This window comes from Stenotrophomonas sp. YJH_SMC_4, assembly GCF_059371575.1.
Map to the genome: position 1 here is coordinate 1 of NZ_JCAFUR010000004.1, position 17,485 is coordinate 17,485.

The following is a 17,485-nucleotide window of genomic DNA, read 5'->3' on the forward strand; positions in this document are numbered from 1 at the left end:
ACCCCGCCGGGACCGGCCGCACTGTGGTGGGCCGACGCGCTTGGATGAGGTAGTGCCGGCCGCTGGCCGGCAATCCCAGTGTCCCGTGGTTGCCGGCCAGCGGCCGGCACTACCGATCAACGATGGGCGAGCGCGTAGTCCAGCGCCGAGCACACCGCTGCCACCTGCGCGTCGTTGCACTGCTGTGGCGTCGCGACACCCCGCCGGGACCGGCCGCACTGTGGTGGGCCGACGCGCTTGGATGAGGTAGTGCCGGCCGCTGGCCGGCAATCCCAGTGTCCCGTGGTTGCCGACCAGCGGCCGGCACTGCCGATCAACGATGGGCGAGCGCGTAGTCCAGCGCCGAGCACACCGCCGCCACCTGCGCGTCGTTGCACTGCTGCGGGGTTGCCCGCGGGCTGTCCGGGTAGACCTCGGTGGTGGTGGTGTACTTCGCGCCGGTAATGCCGGCGCACAGGCCCAGCTTCACCAGCGGGTACTCGATCACGCCATGGGCCACCACCGGCGAACCGATGATCTCGCCCTTGTCGTCGGCCGGCGCGATGTGGGTGACCTTCTCCACCGCGGCGATGACGGCCTGCTGGAAGGCCGGTTGTGGGTTCTCGCTGTCGTCCACCAGGTAGAACCCATCGGGAATCAGGCCCGGCTCGAACGGCTTGCCGTCACGCGCGGCCAGCGCCGGGCGGAACTCGCTCTCGTCGCTGTCTGTGGTTTCGTGCAGGTCGATGTGGAGCACGAACTGACCCTTGTACGGCGCGATCAGTTCGATGACGGCGGTCGATTCGCGGGCCGGGCCGTCGGCGCGGAAGTTGCGGTTCGGGTCGATCGCATCGAAGTTCCAGCGGTTGATGCGCTCGAAGCCCCACGGATTCACGCACGGCGTCACCAGCAGGTTGGCCTTGCCGGCATAGTCGGCGGCGTGCTTTTCGAGGAACTCCAGCGCGCCCATCACGCCGCTGGTCTCATAGCCGTGCACGCCACCGGTGACCAGGACAGCCGGCAGCGCCGGGTTCCAGTCGCGGCTGCGCAGGGCGAACAAGGTGTAGGTCTCGCCCGCGTAGTCGAGCTGGCCGTAGGCCACCTTGTCAAAGCGCGAAGCCAACGCCTCGATGCGCGGCAGCACCTCTTCGTCATAGCGACGCAGGCGCTGCTGGCGGCCACGCCACGCCTCCCGCTCCGCCGCTCCCCACGGCTGGCCAGGCGTTCCGACGGGGTAGAAAGCAGCTTGGGACATGGCGGATGTCAGCGGGTCAGGAAGCAATCGCCCACTCTACCACCGGGGCATCGGCATGAACCGGAGGCGCATTCCCATAGCGAATGGAATCCGCAATAATTCTCATTTACGACCTTCCGCAACCCGCACCGATGCCCATCCACGCCCTGCAACCGGCCCGCCTGCCCCTGGCTGCCGCCCTCGCCCTGTGCCTGCTCCCGGCCACCCGTGCCTTCGCCCAGGACGGCGCCACCACGCTGGACAGCATCCAGGTTTCCGGCAGCTGGCTGGGCACCGGCCTGCATGACAGCGTGAAGAGCTTCGCCGGCGCACGCACGGTGGTCGACCGCCAGCGCATCGAGGCCAGTGGCGCAGCCAGCATCGGCGATGCCATGCGCCGCATCCCCGGCGTGCAGGTCACCGACAACTCCGGCACGGCCGGCAGCTCGGTCTCGCTGAACATCGGCGTGCGCGGCCTGACCGGGCGCTACTCGCCACGCTCGACCGTACTGCTGGACGGCGTGCCGCTGGCGGTGGCGCCGTATGGCCAGCCACAGCTGTCGTTCGCACCGACCAGCCTGTCCAACATCGAATCGATCGACGTGGTGCGCGGCGGCGGCGCGGTGCGCTACGGCCCACAGAACGTGGGCGGCATCATCAACTTCAGCACCCGCGCCATTCCGACCGGCGCGGGCCTGCACGGCGAAGCGGGTGTGCGCTACACCGCCTACGACCATGGCGGCGGTGACAGCACCCAGTACAACGCCTTCCTCGGCGGCACCGGCGGCAACGGTCTGGGCGCGGCGCTGCTCTACTCGGGCCAGGACGGGCGCGGCTGGCGCCAGGGCAGCGATGACCGCTTCAACGACCTCGCGCTGAAGTTCGCCTATGCCATCGACGAACAGCAGGAACTGCGCGCCAAACTGTCCTACTACGATGTGCGTTCGCTGACCCCGGGCGGCCTGACCCGCGCCCAGTACCAGGCCGATCCGTTCCAGAACACCCGCCCCACCGATTTCTGGAAGGGCCACCGCACCGGCATCGACCTGGGCTACACCAACACGCTGTCGGCCAACAGCGAGTTCGAGGTGCTGGCCTATTACAACGAAAGCAGCCGCGCCAGCTCGCTGATCAACGCCGCCAACACCCAGCTGACCGTGCAGCCGCGTGACTACCGCGTGCTCGGCATCGAGCCGCGCTACACCCAACGCCTGCACTGGGGCGCCAGCGTGCACGACATCACCGCCGGCTACCGCTTCCTGCGCGAACGTGGCAACGACCGCAGCTACACCGTCACCCGCCGCACCGGCGTGGCCAGCGCCACCAACCGCTTCGACAACGCCACCGACGCCCACGCGTTCTACATCGACGACCGCATTGCGATCGGCCAGTGGCGGATCACCCCGGGCGTGCGCATGGAATGGATCGACATGGACCGCCGCCAGGCCGGTGGCACGGCGACCTTCAGCAGCCGCAACGACAAGGCCCTGCCCTCGCTCAACATCGCCTACCTGCTGACCCCGCAGCTGACCGTGTTCGGCAACTACACCACCTCGTTCGGGCCGGTGCAGAACATCCAGCTGAATTCGCAGACCGCCAGCAATCCGCTGAACCCGGAAGTTGCAAAGACCACCGAACTCGGTGCGCGCTGGCAGGACGGTGCACTGCGCGCGGAAGTAACCGTGTTCAAGATGCGCTTCGACAACCAGATCCTGCAGGTGCCGGGGATCACTCCGCCGACTTTCCAGAACATCGGCGCCACCGATCACAAGGGTGTGGAGAGCGCACTGGAATACCGCTTCGCCGAGGACAGCGCGCTGGCCGGGCTGGAGCTGTACGCCAACTACACCTGGACCAAGGCGATCCAGCAGTCCGGCGACAACCGTGGCCTGGACGTGCCCTTCTACGCGCGCGACACCGACAGCGTCGGCGCCCGCTACGCACTGGCCGGCTGGACCTTCAATGTCTCCAGCACCCACCAGAGCGGCCAGTACGCCGACGCCGCCAACACCTGGGCCGAGAGCGCCGATGCGCGCGTGGGCCGCGTGCCGGGTGTTCGCCTGTGGAACGCGCAGGTGGCCTGGCAGGTGCCGGGACTGGGTGACAGCGAGATCGCACTGGGCGTGAACAACCTGGCCGACAAGCGCTGGTACACCCGCAATGTCGATGGCAACGCCGGCCGCATGGTGGCCGCGCCGCGTACCTTCTACGTGCAGGGCCACTACCGCTTCTGAAGCGGTAATCGCCCGATGCAGTGACGGTGGCGATCACGGTGGCGGCGTATCATGCCGCCACCATGTCACCGTCTGCTTTGCCATCGCGCCTGCATCTGGCCTTCCAGGGCCTGCGCCTGCGACTGCGTGGCAGTGATCTGTGGTTCATCGCACTCGCGCTGCTGGTCGGCCTGATCGCCGGCTACCTGACCCTGCTGCAGTCGGGCATCGCGCGCTGGTTGCAGGGCACGCTGTATGGGCTGGACGAAGGCATGCGCCTGAGCTCCCTGCCCTCGCTGACCTGGACCGCGCTGCTGGTGCTGCCACTGGGCGGCCTGCTGGTCGGCCTGGTCAGCCTGGCCGCGACCCGGCTCAAGCGCCCCCTGCTCGATGCGGTGGAAGCCAATGCCCTGCATGGCGGCCGCATGTCGATGCGCGACAACCTGATCGTGCTGACCCAGACCCTGCTGTCCAATGGCTGCGGCGCCTCGGTCGGGCTGGAGGCTTCGTATACGCAGATGGGCGCCGGCAGCGGTTCCCAGCTGGGCCGGGTGATGCGCCTGCGCCGCAACGATGTGCGTATCCTGGTCGGCGCCGGTGCCGCCGGTGCCATCGCCGCCGCCTTCGGTGCGCCCTTGGCCGGTGCGTTCTACGCCTTCGAGATCGTCATCGGCGCCTACACCCCGGCCGCTCTGGCGCCGGTGGCCGTGGCCGCGTTGGCCGGCGCGTTCGTGGCCGACCAGGCGGGGATCGAGGCCTACCTGCTGCCCGCCGCCTCGACGATTGATGTCCGCGCCGCCGACTACGCCATCTACGGCCTGCTCGGCTGCTGCTGCGCGATGGTCGGCATCGCCGTCATGCGCCTGATCGCCTCGATCGAGGGCACGGTCAAGCGCAGCCCGTTGCCGCTGTGGGGTCGCCCGGTGGTGGGCGGCCTGCTGCTGATTCCGCTGGCCCTGGCCAGCCCGCAGGTGCTGTCGTCCGGCCACGGCGCCCTGCACCTGGACCTGACCACGCACCTGCCACTGATCTGGATCGGCGGCCTGCTGACCCTGAAGTGCCTGGCCTCAGGCATCTCGCTGGGCTTCGGCTTCCGTGGCGGCCTGTTTTTCGCCTCGCTGTTCATGGGCACCCTGGTCGGCGCGTTGTTCGCCGGCCTGCTGGCCATGGCCACCGGCGTGCCGGTGATCGACGCCACCTCCGCCGCACTGGCCGGCATGGCAGCGCTGGCCGCGGCGGTGGTCGGCGCGCCGATGACCATGGCCATGCTGGTGCTGGAAGGCACCCACGACTTCCTGCTGACCAGCGTGGTGATGAGCGCGGTGCTGGTGTCCAGCACGCTGGTACGGCAGTGGTTCGGCTACTCGTTCTCGACCTGGCGCATGCACCTGCGCGGCGAGACCATCAAGAGCGCCCGCGACGTGGGCTGGGTGCAGAACCTCAACGCCGGCCGGCTGATGCGCAAGGGCGTGGCGACCGCGCCGGCCGATCTCGATGCCGCCGCGTTCCGCCAGCGCTTCCCGCTGGGTTCGGGCAGCCGGGTGATCCTGATCGACAGCGAGGGCCACTACGCCGGCATCGTGCAGATTCCGCGCGTCTACGGCGACGGCGTGAAGCCGGAAACCACGATTGGCGAGCTGGCCGAGAACCGTGATGTGTCGCTGTCGCCAGCGGCGGACGTGGTCAGCGTGATGCAGCGCTTCGACCAGACCCAGGCCGACGAACTGGCCGTGGTCGCCGCCGACGGCCAGGTGCTGGGCGTGGTTTCCGAAGCCTTCGTACGCAAGCGCTACGCCGAGGAACTGGACAAGCGCCAGCGCGAACTGATGGGCGAGCGCGTCGAGGACACCGACTGATCGCGCAAAAAGGGGACGGAGGGGATGAAGTCGTTTCTGGCACGCTGACTAACCACGCGTGGCGTGGACCGCTGGAAATCCACGCATGGCGTGGATCTACTGTCACCATGACCGGGTAGACTCCGGCCATGCGCTTCATTGAGACCTTCCAGGCCGGTCCCTTCGCCGACACCGTGGTGAGCCTGCTGGCCGCCTTCGTGCTGGGCACGCTGATCGGCGCCGAGCGCCAGTACCGGCAACGCACCGCCGGCCTGCGCACCAACGTGCTGGTCGCCGTCGGCGCCGCCGCCTTCGTCGACCTGGGCATGCGCATCGCCGGCAGCGCCGAGGCGGTGCGGGTGATCTCCTACGTGGTCTCCGGCGTCGGCTTCCTCGGTGCCGGCGTGATCATGAAGGAAGGCATGAACGTGCGCGGTCTGAACACCGCAGCCACCCTGTGGTGCTCGGCGGCGGTGGGCAGCTGCACCGGCGCGGACATGCTGGCCGAAGGCGTGCTGCTGACCGTGCTGATCATCGCCGGCAACACCCTGCTGCGGCCGCTGGTGAATGCGATCAACCGCATCCCGATCAACGAGGCCGCCACCGAAGCGACCTACGAAGTGCGCCTGAGCGTGGATGCCGAAGCCGTGCCGCGCGTGCGCGAGCGCCTCGTCGATGCGCTGGAGGCTGCGCAGTATCCGGTCGGCGACGTGCAGGTGGTCGAGCATGCCGATGCACCCACCGATGTGATCGCGATACTGGTCAGTACCGCCGTGAGTGCCGATGAGCTGGATGTGGTGCTGGCGCGGATGGAACACGTGCCGGGCGTGCTGCACGCCACTTGGGAAGTCAGCACCCGCGATTGATTCATCCACGCATGGCGTGGATCTACCGAGGTCGTGGTGAAGTAGATCCACGCCATGCGTGGATGCTTCTCTCACCCACCCGCCATGCGCTGCTGTGCGCGCAGCAGCTTGCGGAATGAACCGCACTGCCGCGCGTCCTGCGCTTCCGGGCAGGCCGCCGCGCGCTGCAGGTGCCGGCGCACCCGCTGCAGCTGGGTGATCTGCCGCTGGAGCACATCGGCCTGTGCCAGCAGCGCCTCACGGTCCAGCGAGATACATCCATCCTGCGGCGGCAGCGACAACCCGATCTGCTGCAGCGACAACCCGGCCGCCTGGCCAAGACCGATCAGCGCCAGCCGTTCCAGCACGCGCTCGTCGTACTGCCGGCGCAGGCCGCGACGGCCCAGTGCCTGCAGCAGCCCAAGCTGTTCGTAGTAGCGCAGGGTCGAGGCCGGCACGCCACTGCGCTTGACCACCTCGCCGATATCCAGTTCACGCACGGGCTTGACCTCAAGTGACCTTCAAGCGCCAACCTATGGGCGACTTCCCCGCAAGGCAAGACCATGACCAGTACATCCCCCGTTGATCAGAGCGCGCTGTGGAACGGCCCCGGCGGTCAGATCTGGGTTGCGCAGCAGGCCATCCTCGACGGCCTGTTCCAACCCCTGGCCGACCTGCTGGTCGACGAACTGCCCGACACCGTCACGCAACTGCTGGATGTAGGCTGCGGGACCGGTGCCAGCCTGCTGGCCTCAGCCGCCGCACGCCCGTCGGCGCACTGCACCGGCCTGGACATCTCCGCGCCGATGCTGGCGCTGGCCCGTCAACGCGCCGAGGCAGCAGGACTGGGCGCAGACTTCATCGTCGCCGACGCACAGCAGCATCCGTTGCCCACCGCGCACTTCGACTGGATCCAATCTCGGTTGGGCGTGATGTTCTTCGAAGATACCGAGGCCGCCTTCGCCAACCTGCACCGTGCCGCGCGGCCAGGTGCCGGCCTGCGTTTCATCGCCTGGCGCAGCGCAGCGGAGAACCCGTTCATGACAACGGCCGAACGCGCCATCGGCGATGCACTGGATCTTCCGCCCCGCGCGCCCGGCGCACCGGGCCAGTTCGCCTTTGCCGATGGCGAGCGCGTGCAGCACCTGCTGCAGGCCGCCGGCTGGAATGACGTGGAGGTTGTTGCGGTCGACCTGCCCTGCTCGCTCGCCCGCGAAGACCTGCCGACCTATGTCGGCCAGCTGGGCCCGTTGGGCCTGGCGCTGCGCAATCTGCCCGAAGACCGGGCCACCTCGCTCCGGAACAAGGCGGTAGCGGCATTCACCCCGTTCATCGAGGGCGACCGCGTACGCGTGGATGCCGCCTGCTGGCTGGTCCGCGCCCGCGCCTAGGAAAAGGGGACGGAGGGGATTAAGTCGCTCTTGCCCCGAGTGTGCCGGAAACGACTTAATCCCCTCCGTCCCCTTTTTCCCTACAGCGCCTCGCCCGCGTCGGCCAGGCGCGATTCGATCAGCGCATACCACTGCTGCAGCACGTCGATCAGCATGTCCAGCTCGGCGTCGGTACGCTGTGCGCGGCCACTGCGCAGGCAGGCCTGGGCCTCCTGCAGCTGGGCCAGGAACCCGGCCACGGTATCGGCCTGCAGGATCAGCCCCGGCAGGCGCCGCCCGGGAATGCGTACCACGGCATGGTTGCCGAGCTGGCCGTACACGCTGAGTGTGGTTTCCGTCTTCATGGAAAGAGGCAGGAATTGAGCGTTCATCGCGTGCACCATGGAAAACCTGAGCCGCCGGCAGGCGTGGTCAACGGGGGAGACGTAACCACGTCCTGCCGACGGTCAGGGGGGACTCGGGATACCGGGGCATGGCCCCGGGGCGGGACTCTCAGCGCGGCTTGGCGATTCCGGCGATCTGCACGCGACGGTTCGGCGCCAGGCAGGCGATCAGCTCGCGCCGATTGCGCTGCTCGCACTGCACGATCGACTCGGCTGCGCCCCGCCCTTCGGCGCTGATGCTGGCCGCAGGCACCCCGCCCTGCACCAGCGCGCTGCGTACGGCCTCGGCACGTCGCTGCGACAGGGTCTGGTTGTAGCTGGCACTGCCGATACGGTCGGTGTACCCGGTCACCCGGATCGACTGCACCTGCGCGGCCTCGCGCACCTGCGCCAGGATGCCCTGCACCGCCTGCTGGCCTTCGGCGCTGAGTACCGCGCTGTCGAATCCGAACAGCGCGTCGGCCGACAGCCGCAGGGGTTGCTCCGGCAGCGGTGCCGGTGCAGGCGGCGCCGGTGGCCGTGGCGGTTCGATCACCGCCGCGCACGATTCCGGCTTCCAGTAGCCCCCCTGGGCGATGCCCTTGCTGTCGAAGCGCACCTGGAACTGGCAGGTGAAATACTCCGCGCCCTGCGCGGTGCGGAAGTTGAACAGGTAGTTCCACTCGCGCACGCCCCACATGCCTTCGTTGAAGTGCGGCGTGCCCAGCAAGGTATACAGCTGCCGCTTGCTCATGCCCGGCGCGAATCTGCGCAGGTCGGCGACGTCGGGATAGATGCCCTCCTTCAACGAAGCCTTCGACGCCTCCGGGAACTGCACGGCGGTGGTGTCGGCAGGACGGTCGGCGGCCGGCGCATGGCTGCGGCAGGCGGCCAGCAGGCCCATCCCCAGGACCAGGCCCAGCACTGCGGCCATCTGGCCGGTGTGGGCGATGCGATGCTGTTTCATGTCATTCCCCCCCTTTGGACGTTTCCGCGGTGCCGGGCCGCGCGTGCGGCCCGGCCGCGGGGATCACCACTGGATGCCGGCACCGACGGCCACACCGGCCTCGCCACGGCTGTTGGTGGAGCCGCTGAACTTGTAGATCCAGCGACCACCTTCAGAGACACCGGAGATACCGATCGCCACGCCCGACTCGCCGTTGTAGCTGCCAGCGGCGACCGAGGCCATGCTGCGGCCCGCTTCGCTGGGCTGCGGCAGCGCTGCGGTGGCCATCGCCGACGCGATACCGGCCGAGGCGCGGTTGTCGGTCTTGCGCAGGTCGCGCTCGAAGCCGCCCATGCGCTCGTCGGTGTACGCCTTCGACCAATCCAGGGTCTGCGCCATGCCCGACTTCAGCTGGTCCACGTTGACCGCGTCGGTACCGGCGGTGCCGGCGGCGACGTTGCGCACCGTGGTCGGGCCGCTGCTGGTGCTGCCCAGGGTGACGCTGTTGTAGTTGGTCGCACCGTTCACCGTGGTGTCGTAGCGGATCGTGCCCTGCTGCGAGGCCTGCAGCTGGCGTACGTTGACCGCATCGGTGGCCTGCGAACCGTCGGCCACGTTGACCACCTGGCGTTCGGCACCAGCGGCACCCACCGAGACCGTGTTGGCCCGGTTCGCCACCGAACCCGCACCCAGCGCCACCGAGTTGTCGGCCTGCGCCTGCGAACCATTGCCCAGCGCGGTCGAGTTGGCGCCGGCTGCGGTTGAGCCTGCACCACCGGCGGCCGAGTTGGCACCGCTGGCGGACGGGTCGGCCAGGTTGTTGGTGTTGTTGGCGCGGAAGCTGCCGGCCACGTTGGTGATGTTCTGGATCTTCTGGTCGGTGTACTTCTTCGATTCGTCGATGGCGTAGTTCACGCCGTTCTTCAGCTGGCCGACATTGGTTGCGTCGTACGTATCGGAACCGTCGGCGACATGGGTGATCTTGCGCTCACTGCCAGTACTGCCGACCGAGACCTCACCGGCCGAGTTGCTGGCACCGGTCTGGCCATAGGCACCGGTGTAGCCGCTCTGCGCACCGACGCTGGCCACCGAACCTGCACCCAGTGCCACGCTGTTGCCGGCACTGGCGCTGGCGCCGTTGCCGACCGCCACGCTGTTGGCACCGGCCGCACGGGCCTGCGGGCCGACCGCCACCGCCTCCGCCCCGGCCGCCGTTGCGGCCGCTGCCGTCGAGTTCACCGCCAGGTAGGCACTGCCACCGCCGCCGTTGGTGATGCGCTGGTTGAGGACCTTCAGCGAGCCGTCCACCGCAGTGAAGGCGGCGGTGACATTGTTGTAGTCGCCGCTGGTGAAAGTGCCATCGGTGGCGATGCTGGAGATGCTGAACTTCGGCGCGGTCCACACGTTGGTGGTGCCGTTGTAGGCGGTGGTGCCACCGAAGTAGCTGGCAATGGTGCTGTTCGTGCTGAACAGCTGGTCGCCGGTGATGGCATCGCTGCTGCCGGCCAGGATGCTGCCGGCGGCGACGTTGGTGATCTTCACCGCGCCGGTGCCGGTGCCCGTCAGCGTCACGCTGTTGAGCACGTTGCCGCTGGCGTCGACATCGTACTTCACGGCCAGCTTGTCGATCTCGCCGGTCTGGTCGGCAACGTTGGCCAGCGAATTGCTGACCGCGTCGAAGGCGGTACCGACGTCGTTGTAGTTGCCCTTGGTAATCGTGCCGTTGGCGGCCACGTTGTTGATCGAATAGGTCGGTGCGGTCAGTACGCCGCTCGCGTTGACCGCCGCGCCACCACCGAGGTGGGTGGCAACGGCCTGGTTGGCCGCAAACAGCTGGGCACCGTTGATGGCCTCGCTGCTGGTGGCACTGACCTGGCCCGGGCCCAGGTTGCGCAGCGTGGTGGCGGTGCCGCTCTGGCCCAGCGTGGCACTGGCGTAGTTGACGCTGCCGTCGCCGTTGAGGTCATAGCGCAGGGCACCCTGCTCCGACGCCTGCAGCTGGCCCAGGTTGACCGCATCGGTCGCGGCGGTACCGGCGGCCATGTTGGTGACCTGGCGTTCGGCACCGGCCGCACCGATGGACACGCTGTTGGCACGGTCGGCCAGGCTGCCGGCACCCACCGCGATACTGTTGGCGGCGGTGGCGCGGGCGTTGGTACCGACCGCGATCGAGTCGGCGCCAGTGGCCAGCGCCTCGGTACCGGTCGAGTTCACCCGCAGGTACTTGGTGCCACCGTTGCGGATATCGGTGATCTGCGTGTTGAGATTGACCAGCGAGCCGTCGACCGCGGCGAAAGCATCGGTGGCGTTCTCATACAGGCCCTTGGCGATGGCGCCGCCGGTGGAGATGGTGCTGATCTCGAACAGCGGTGCAGTGAACGCGCCGCTGGCCGGATCGAAGGCCGCGCGGCCGCCGAAGAAGCTGGCGATGGCAGCATTGGTCGCCGCCAGCTGGCCGCCATTGACCGCTTCCAGGCTGCCGGCAGTGACCGCACCGCCGGCCAGGTTGCCGATGGTGGTGGTGCCGGTGCCCGCGCCAAGCGTGACACGACGGTAGTTCGGATTGCCGCCAGCATCCAGGTCGTAGGTGACGGCGGCATCGGCCACGCCGTTGATCAGGCTGATCGCGCCCCTCAGCTGGGCTACGTTGACCGCATCGGTGTTGACGCTACCGGCAGCCACGTTGGTGATCTGGCGCTCGCCACCACCGGCGGTGCCCACCGACACTTCGCCCGCCGAAACCTGCGGAGCAGTCAGGCCGTAAGCACTGTAGCTGGCCTGCGCGCCGCGCAGTGCGGCCGAGCGGTAGCCCAGTGCGACCGAGTTGGCCTGGTTGGAGGTGGCTTCAGCACCGAGCAGGGTCTGCCCGTTTGCGGTACCGACGGCACTGTCGCCGACGATCACCGAATGGCCCATGCGCGCAGCGTAGTCGGCGGTCGGCACACCGGTCGGATTGCTCGGGTCGTTGACCCCATCACCCGGGAAGGCGACGTTGGCATCGACCTTCGGCAATTCGTGCCGTGCATTGGCACCGATCACCACTTCCTTCGAACCGTTGGCGAAGGCGCCATCGCCCATCAGCACCTGGTAGTCCTGCGCGGCGTTCACGGCCCAGCACGAGATGTCAGCCAGGGCGACGTCCAGGCACTTGGCGGCCCACGCCGGCGAGTCCTTCGGCAGCAGCAAGCCCAGCAGGCCACCCGGATTGCCGTTGTTGATGTTGTAGATGTAGCTGTCGGAGGTGACGCCACCGATCAGGGTCAGGTGCGAGCTGCCACCGGTAGCGGCACCGCCCAGCCCGTTGAGGGTGCTGCCGACCGGCGACAGGTTGACCACCGGCAGGCCCAGCACATTGACCGTCGAGTAGGTCTGCATCACGTTGGCATTGCTGAGCTTGAGGTTGCCGTTGCTCAGGTAGCCATCGCCACCGAACAGGCTGGTGGTGGTCGGGCCGATCAGCTGCCCCACATTGCCGACCAGGCCGCCGGTGCCGATGATCAGGCCCGCGTTCGGATCGGCCGGAGCCGGCGCCTTCGGGCTGGTGGGCGGGATCGCCGAGGGCTTGGTCAGGCCGAGGCCACCGAGCGTGCCGCCGACCAGGCCGCCGACCGCGCTGCCCAGATTGCCGAGGGTGCCATTGAGGTTGCCGTTGAGCAGGTTGCCCACGGCACTGCCGACGTTGCCGAGCGTGTTGCCCAGCAGGCCACCCAGGCCAGTGCCGGAGCCGGTGGCGCCATTGAGCAGACCGCCGACGGAACCGACGGTGTTGTTGAGCGTGCCGCCGACCGCAGTGCCGACACTGCCAACCGTGCCGCCGACTGCGCCACCCACGCTGCCGACCGTGCCATTGAGGGCTCCGCCGACCGCACCACCGACGCTGCCTACGGCGCCGTTCAGTGCGCCGCCTACGGCGCCTACAGTGTTGTTGAGTGTGCCGCCCACGGCACCGCCGACGCTGCCGACCGTGCCATTCAGGGCTCCGCCGACCGCACCACCGACGGTGCCTACGGTGCCATTCAGTGCGCCACCCACCGCGCCTACAGTGTTGTTGAGCGTGCCGCCCACGGCACCGCCGACGCTGCCTACGGTGCCATTCAGCGCGCCACCCACGGCGCCTACAGTGTTGTTGAGCGTGCCGCCTACGGCGCCGCCCACGCTGCCGACCGTGCCATTGAGGGCGCCGCCGACCGCACCACCGACGGTGCCTACGGCGCCGTTCAGTGCGCCGCCTACGGCGCCTACAGTGTTGTTGAGTGTGCCGCCTCCGGCGCCGCCCACGCTGCCGACCGTGCCGTTGAGGGCGCCGCCGACCGCACCACCGACGGTGCCTACGGTGCCGTTCAGTGTGCCGCCTACGGCGCCGCCCACGCTGCCAACCGTGCCATTCAGGGCACCACCGACCGTACCACCGACGCTGCCTACGGTGCCATTCAGTGCGCCACCCACGGCGCCTACAGTGTTGTTGAGCGTGCCGCCTACGGCGCCGCCCACGCTGCCCACCGTGCCATTGAGGGCACCACCGACCGCGCTGCCGACCGTACCGACGGTGCCGTTGAGCGCACCACCGACTGCATTGCCTGCGGCGCCGACCGCACTACCCACCAGCCCACCGACACCCAGCGCGCTGTTCTGCGCCGCAACCGTTGCCTGGCCGGCCAGTTTCAGATTGCGATCGGCAACCACTTCCTGGCCATTCGGCGCCTGCACGCGCACCTTGCCGGCAGCACCAGCATCGAATGCTGCGGTGATCGCGCGATCGTGGGTTTCTCCCGGCAGTTCCTCCTTGGCGGGCAGCGTGATCGCCGCCGTCGCCTTTACCTGGCCCTGGGCGTCGATCTGGTGGCCTGCCACCTTCAGCTTCGAATCCAGCGCCCCATCCACAGACGCCTTCAGACCCCGCAGTGCGCCCGCCGACGCGCCGCTGATGCCGGCGGCCGCCTTTGCACCGGTATCGATTGATGCCACCTGCGCGCCGCCAAGACCGATGTTGGCATTCGCTCGGACATCAGCGGCAAGCCTTGGCACGGCGACCTGCTTCGGCGCCGTGTTCGCGGCCAGCTTGACCTGCACGGAGGCCGGCAGCACGTCACGCACCACCGGCAGCGACGCGGTGCTCAACTGCAGGCCGACACGCGCATCCGCGCTGATCGCCGGGCTGCTCTGGGCCTGGCTTGCGGCAGCCGCGAGGGCTACCTCGGCATCGACCTTGACTGGCATTGGCTGGGTGTACTTGGCTGCAAGAGCCTGCAGATCACGCAGCGACTGATTGGATTCGGATGCTCCTGCGTGGCCACTGGCCATCACGCACAGCAGGGCCAGGGCGAGCGTGGTGGGCATCAGCAGGAAGGCGCGCGGATCCCGCGCGGCACTGCCGCCGCTGTCGCCGGTGGCCAGTTCCGAGGCCACAACCAGAGCATTGAGCTGGCGGTTCCATACACGCCGGTAGATGCGATTCATGAGCACTTCCCCCGTAGGCGAACAACTTGAATGTCAGTGGACTTGCCGTTAGGCAGGTGACTGACATTTCAGCGTTTGCAACGGTGGCTGCGCACTTCATTCCGGCACGGCAATCGCGCATTCCGGCAAATCCACGGCCGGAATCGGCAGCGGGCTATGCAGAAGCGGCAACGATATCGGCAAGCGCATGGGCAATTCCGGCAGAAACCATCCCGAAACCCTTGCGGCGCTTGATTCAGGCCGGCTGGCCGATCTGCGCGGGAGCGCGCATCAGCGTATCGCGCGGCAGCTCGCCGAAAACCTTGCGGTAGTTGTCGGCAAAGCGGGAGAGGTCCCATAGGCCACAGCTGAGGGCGATCGCCTTCACCGAACGGCGGCTGGAATCGGCCATGGACAGGCTGCGGCAGGCAGCGCACAGGCGCAGCATCGACAGATAACGGTTGGGCGAAGTTCCGAACAGATCCTCGAAGGCATAGCGCAGGCCGCGTTCGCTGACACCCGCCGCGTCGCATATCTCGTTCATGTAGATATTGCGGCGCAGGTTGAGCCGCATGAAGTTCTCCGCCCGCTGCGCGATCAGATAATGCGTGCGCCGTGCGCGGCTGCAACCGGGCCGATCGGCGGCGCCTGCGCCGAGCAGGGCCTGCACGTGCTCGTGCAGCAATCGTTCGGTTTCCTGCGGCTGCAGGCCAGCGCCCTGGCCGAGCTGAAGATGCAGCTGCTGATAATGATGGGCGAGTGGCGCCGAATCGTTCGCCAGATTGAACAGTGAAAGTGCCTGGCCCGCGGGCGGTGTGCTGCGCAGGCTGAGTTCGGTCAACTTGCGTTGCACCCGTGCGACCGGCACCAGCATCAGGGTCATGTGCGTACCAGGGCTGAGCGTAAACTCGCTGATGCCTTCGGGCATCACCGTCAGCGCCATCCCCGGTGCAAGCGGCACCCCGTGGCACCAGCTCAGTGTTTCATCGGTGGCGTGCAGATACCCCAGCATCGCCCAGTCGGGTGGCAGCATGAAGCGGCCACGGCAGTGGAAACCGCAACTGATGCTGCAGAACAGGGCTTCCTCATGCACGCGCGAAGCGAAGGCCGCCCGCGGCCCGTTGCCATCGAGCAGCAGCAGTTCGACATCGCACACGCGAAGTACGCCGCCCAGCGTCGCCAGATCGATCGATCGCAGCCCGCTGTCGTCGCTGTCTTCTACCCCACCATCGACCATGACAGTGTCGTCCCCCCGTTGATCCGCAACTCGCTGCGGCCCCCACTGCCTGACAGGGCCACACCATTCCTCCAGGAACCTTCGCCATTGCCGGGATGGCCTCGGCCGGTGCCGCGCGACCAACCCGGTTGAAAGCAGCAACGTGAGAGCGAGTATGCCCGATAATCATCGAAGGTAAACCCGAACTCCGCATTGAAGAAAATAGATACAGAGATGAAGAAAATGTCGTCGCCAGTGGCACGATATTCGCATGCACCATTTGCGCCATCACAATATCTGCACCTCGATGAATCGTTTTGCCAGCGAACGGATACGCGTCACAGAAACAACCTGAAAGTTTAAGGGCTGCCGCGTTTCTGCCGAATTTGCATATAGGTTCCAGTTGCAGCCAACCGCCATTCAGGCAAAGTCGACGACACGGTGATCCGGTCGCTTCAAAAACGACCACACCTGGGGGAGCGTATGACCACGACCGTATCGCAGAACAGTTCGACCACCGGCGCATCGCCGCGTGGTTGCGACGTTGCGGCCGGCATTTCCCCCGGGGCAGATCACCAGGAATGAGCACGGCGGGTCATTCCCGTCATGCCACCCCGCCAGGATGTGCGGGGCCCACGGACGATCCCGGCGGAGCCGGGCCACCGCCCAACAGGTGTCCTGCATCTGCAGACAACAAGTAGAGGGAGACAAGGCCATGAACGCATCCATCCGCAAGTTCCTGAAGGAAGAAGATGGCGTCACCGCGCTCGAGTACGGGCTGCTGGCCGCCGTCATCGCCGGCATCCTGATCGCGGTCGGCAACAAGGAGATCAAGGGGTTCTTCGAGACGCTGTTCAAGAACCTCTCCGAACTCGCCACCAAGGCCTCCGGGTCGGCACCTGCGACCGGCGGCTGAGCCTGCGTGCATCGCACATCCCTGCAGCGGTGCTGGGATGTGCCCGGTGGCAACTGCAGACTGTCCAATGACGGACGACGGAGTGTGCGATGACGTTGCTGGGACTATTGTCCATCGGCGTATGCCTGCGGATCGCGATCAGCGATCTGTATGCCCGCCGGGTGCCCAATGCCTGGCTGTTGTCTGCGTCCATCATTGCCGTCGCATTGATCATCGCGGGGCAGTTCAGCACGCCGCGCCAGCCGTGGCTTGCCCACGCAGCGGGCGCGGCGCTCGGCCTGGTGGCCCTGCTGCCGTTCTATGCCATCCGCTGGATGGGCGCCGGTGACGTCAAGTTCTTCGCGGTATTGGGGCTGATGCTGGGCTGGAAAGCCCTGCTGCCGATCTGGATGGTGGCCAGTCTCGCGGCCGGCCTGCACGCGGCAGTGATCATTGTTGGCCGCCGCCTGGGCGTGATGCTGCCCACAGGCCTTCAGATGCAGGTCAACCGCGCCAGCAGCCAATGGCAATCGCACCCCGCCCTGCGCGACATGCAGGCCGCGCGCCAGGGACGACATGGCATTCCCTACGCAGCCTACCTGGCCATCACCGGCATCGGCTGGGTCCTGGCAAGCGTCTATGGAGGTGTGGCATGAACATCCGCAATCCACGGCGTCAACGCGGTGTAGCCAGCATCGAATTTGCCCTGATGCTCATGCTGGGCCTGCTGCCACTGCTGCTGTTCACGTTCTCCGGCGTGATGATCATGGCCGCGCAACAGACATTGGCGACGGCCTCGGCCGAGGGCGCTCGCGCTTCGTTGCGCTATGGCAGCGCCAATGAACGGCGTACCGCAGCCTGCGTAGCAGCCCGCAGTTCGATGCAGTGGCTGTTGAAATTCTCTGGACAGGGTGTCGACTGCAGCAATGGCGGCAGCAACGCAATCGTTGTCTCCGCGCAGGCACCCTGCGCCGGCCTGGCCACTGCGCAGTGCATGACGGTGACCGTCAGCTACGACTACGCCAGCCATCCCTTCCTGCCGGGCACCGCCACGCTTTACAAGTGGGTGATGCAGGCCCCCATCCGTAGTGTCGCGGTCGCCCAGCTCGACCTCGGCAGCGGCAACTGACCAT

Annotated in this window: 13 protein-coding genes; 7 read left to right on the forward strand and 6 right to left on the reverse strand. The window is 67.5% G+C overall.

Annotated elements, in window-relative coordinates; translation table 11 throughout:
- Window positions 1–313: 313 nt before the first annotated feature.
- A complete protein-coding gene (locus tag AC5P9F_RS08365; protein ID WP_005413729.1) occupies window positions 314–1,234 on the reverse strand; it encodes a M14 family metallopeptidase in 921 nt (306 codons plus the stop codon).
- Between the two features lie 131 nt (window positions 1,235–1,365).
- On the opposite strand from AC5P9F_RS08365, the gene AC5P9F_RS08370 reads away from it, so the two are divergent.
- The 3 genes from AC5P9F_RS08370 to AC5P9F_RS08380 all read left to right on the forward strand — a co-directional run bounded on the left by AC5P9F_RS08370 (window position 1,366) and on the right by AC5P9F_RS08380 (window position 6,127).
- The gene (locus AC5P9F_RS08370; RefSeq protein WP_005413731.1) at window positions 1,366–3,447 is read left to right on the forward strand and encodes a TonB-dependent receptor family protein; all 2,082 of its coding nucleotides are present in this window, start codon (window positions 1,366–1,368) and stop codon (window positions 3,445–3,447) included.
- 62 nt (window positions 3,448–3,509) lie between these two features.
- Window positions 3,510–5,282 (forward strand): chloride channel protein, encoded by a 1,773-nt coding sequence (locus AC5P9F_RS08375; protein ID WP_050557892.1) that lies wholly within the window; start codon window positions 3,510–3,512, stop codon window positions 5,280–5,282.
- A gap of 128 nt (window positions 5,283–5,410) precedes the next feature.
- Complete coding sequence (locus AC5P9F_RS08380; RefSeq protein WP_049397746.1) at window positions 5,411–6,127, forward strand: MgtC/SapB family protein; 717 nt, start codon at window positions 5,411–5,413, stop codon at window positions 6,125–6,127.
- Between the two features lie 71 nt (window positions 6,128–6,198).
- Here AC5P9F_RS08380 and AC5P9F_RS08385 read toward each other — a convergent pair whose 3' ends face one another.
- Window positions 6,199–6,606, reverse strand: a complete 408-nt coding sequence (locus AC5P9F_RS08385) for a MerR family transcriptional regulator (protein ID WP_005413733.1) — start codon at window positions 6,604–6,606, stop codon at window positions 6,199–6,201.
- Between the two features lie 63 nt (window positions 6,607–6,669).
- Here AC5P9F_RS08385 and AC5P9F_RS08390 point away from each other — a divergent pair, with 63 nt between their 5' ends.
- Window positions 6,670–7,497, forward strand: coding sequence for a class I SAM-dependent methyltransferase (locus AC5P9F_RS08390; protein WP_164173259.1), 828 nt, complete (start codon window positions 6,670–6,672; stop codon window positions 7,495–7,497).
- Window positions 7,498–7,577: 80 nt separating this feature from the next.
- Here the strand turns inward: AC5P9F_RS08390 and AC5P9F_RS08395 are convergent, their stop codons facing one another.
- The 4 genes from AC5P9F_RS08395 to AC5P9F_RS08410 form a co-directional block, all read right to left on the reverse strand.
- On the reverse strand, window positions 7,578–7,868 hold the full coding sequence (locus AC5P9F_RS08395) for a DUF6959 family protein (protein ID WP_019659952.1): 291 nt from the start codon (window positions 7,866–7,868) through the stop codon (window positions 7,578–7,580).
- Between the two features lie 121 nt (window positions 7,869–7,989).
- Window positions 7,990–8,826 carry an OmpA family protein gene (locus AC5P9F_RS08400; protein ID WP_005413735.1) on the reverse strand — a complete coding sequence of 279 codons (837 nt, stop codon included), beginning with the start codon at window positions 8,824–8,826 and terminating at the stop codon, window positions 7,990–7,992.
- Window positions 8,827–8,889: 63 nt separating this feature from the next.
- A complete protein-coding gene (locus AC5P9F_RS08405; RefSeq protein WP_308678789.1) occupies window positions 8,890–14,262 on the reverse strand; it encodes an ESPR-type extended signal peptide-containing protein in 5,373 nt (1,790 codons plus the stop codon).
- A 235-nt stretch (window positions 14,263–14,497) separates the two neighbouring features.
- The gene (locus AC5P9F_RS08410) at window positions 14,498–15,478 is read right to left on the reverse strand and encodes an AraC family transcriptional regulator (RefSeq protein ID WP_005409990.1); all 981 of its coding nucleotides are present in this window, start codon (window positions 15,476–15,478) and stop codon (window positions 14,498–14,500) included.
- A 694-nt stretch (window positions 15,479–16,172) separates the two neighbouring features.
- Here AC5P9F_RS08410 and AC5P9F_RS08415 point away from each other — a divergent pair.
- The 3 genes from AC5P9F_RS08415 to AC5P9F_RS08425 all read left to right on the forward strand — a co-directional run bounded on the left by AC5P9F_RS08415 (window position 16,173) and on the right by AC5P9F_RS08425 (window position 17,481).
- Entirely contained in the window at window positions 16,173–16,373 is a 201-nt protein-coding gene (locus AC5P9F_RS08415) for a Flp family type IVb pilin (protein ID WP_005409991.1), read from the forward strand.
- Between the two features lie 89 nt (window positions 16,374–16,462).
- Window positions 16,463–17,008, forward strand: a complete 546-nt coding sequence (locus AC5P9F_RS08420; protein ID WP_099484276.1) for an A24 family peptidase — start codon at window positions 16,463–16,465, stop codon at window positions 17,006–17,008.
- A complete protein-coding gene (locus tag AC5P9F_RS08425; protein WP_005413739.1) occupies window positions 17,005–17,481 on the forward strand; it encodes a TadE/TadG family type IV pilus assembly protein in 477 nt (158 codons plus the stop codon). Before AC5P9F_RS08420 ends, AC5P9F_RS08425 begins: the two co-directional genes overlap by 4 nt.
- Window positions 17,482–17,485: the final 4 nt, after the last annotated feature.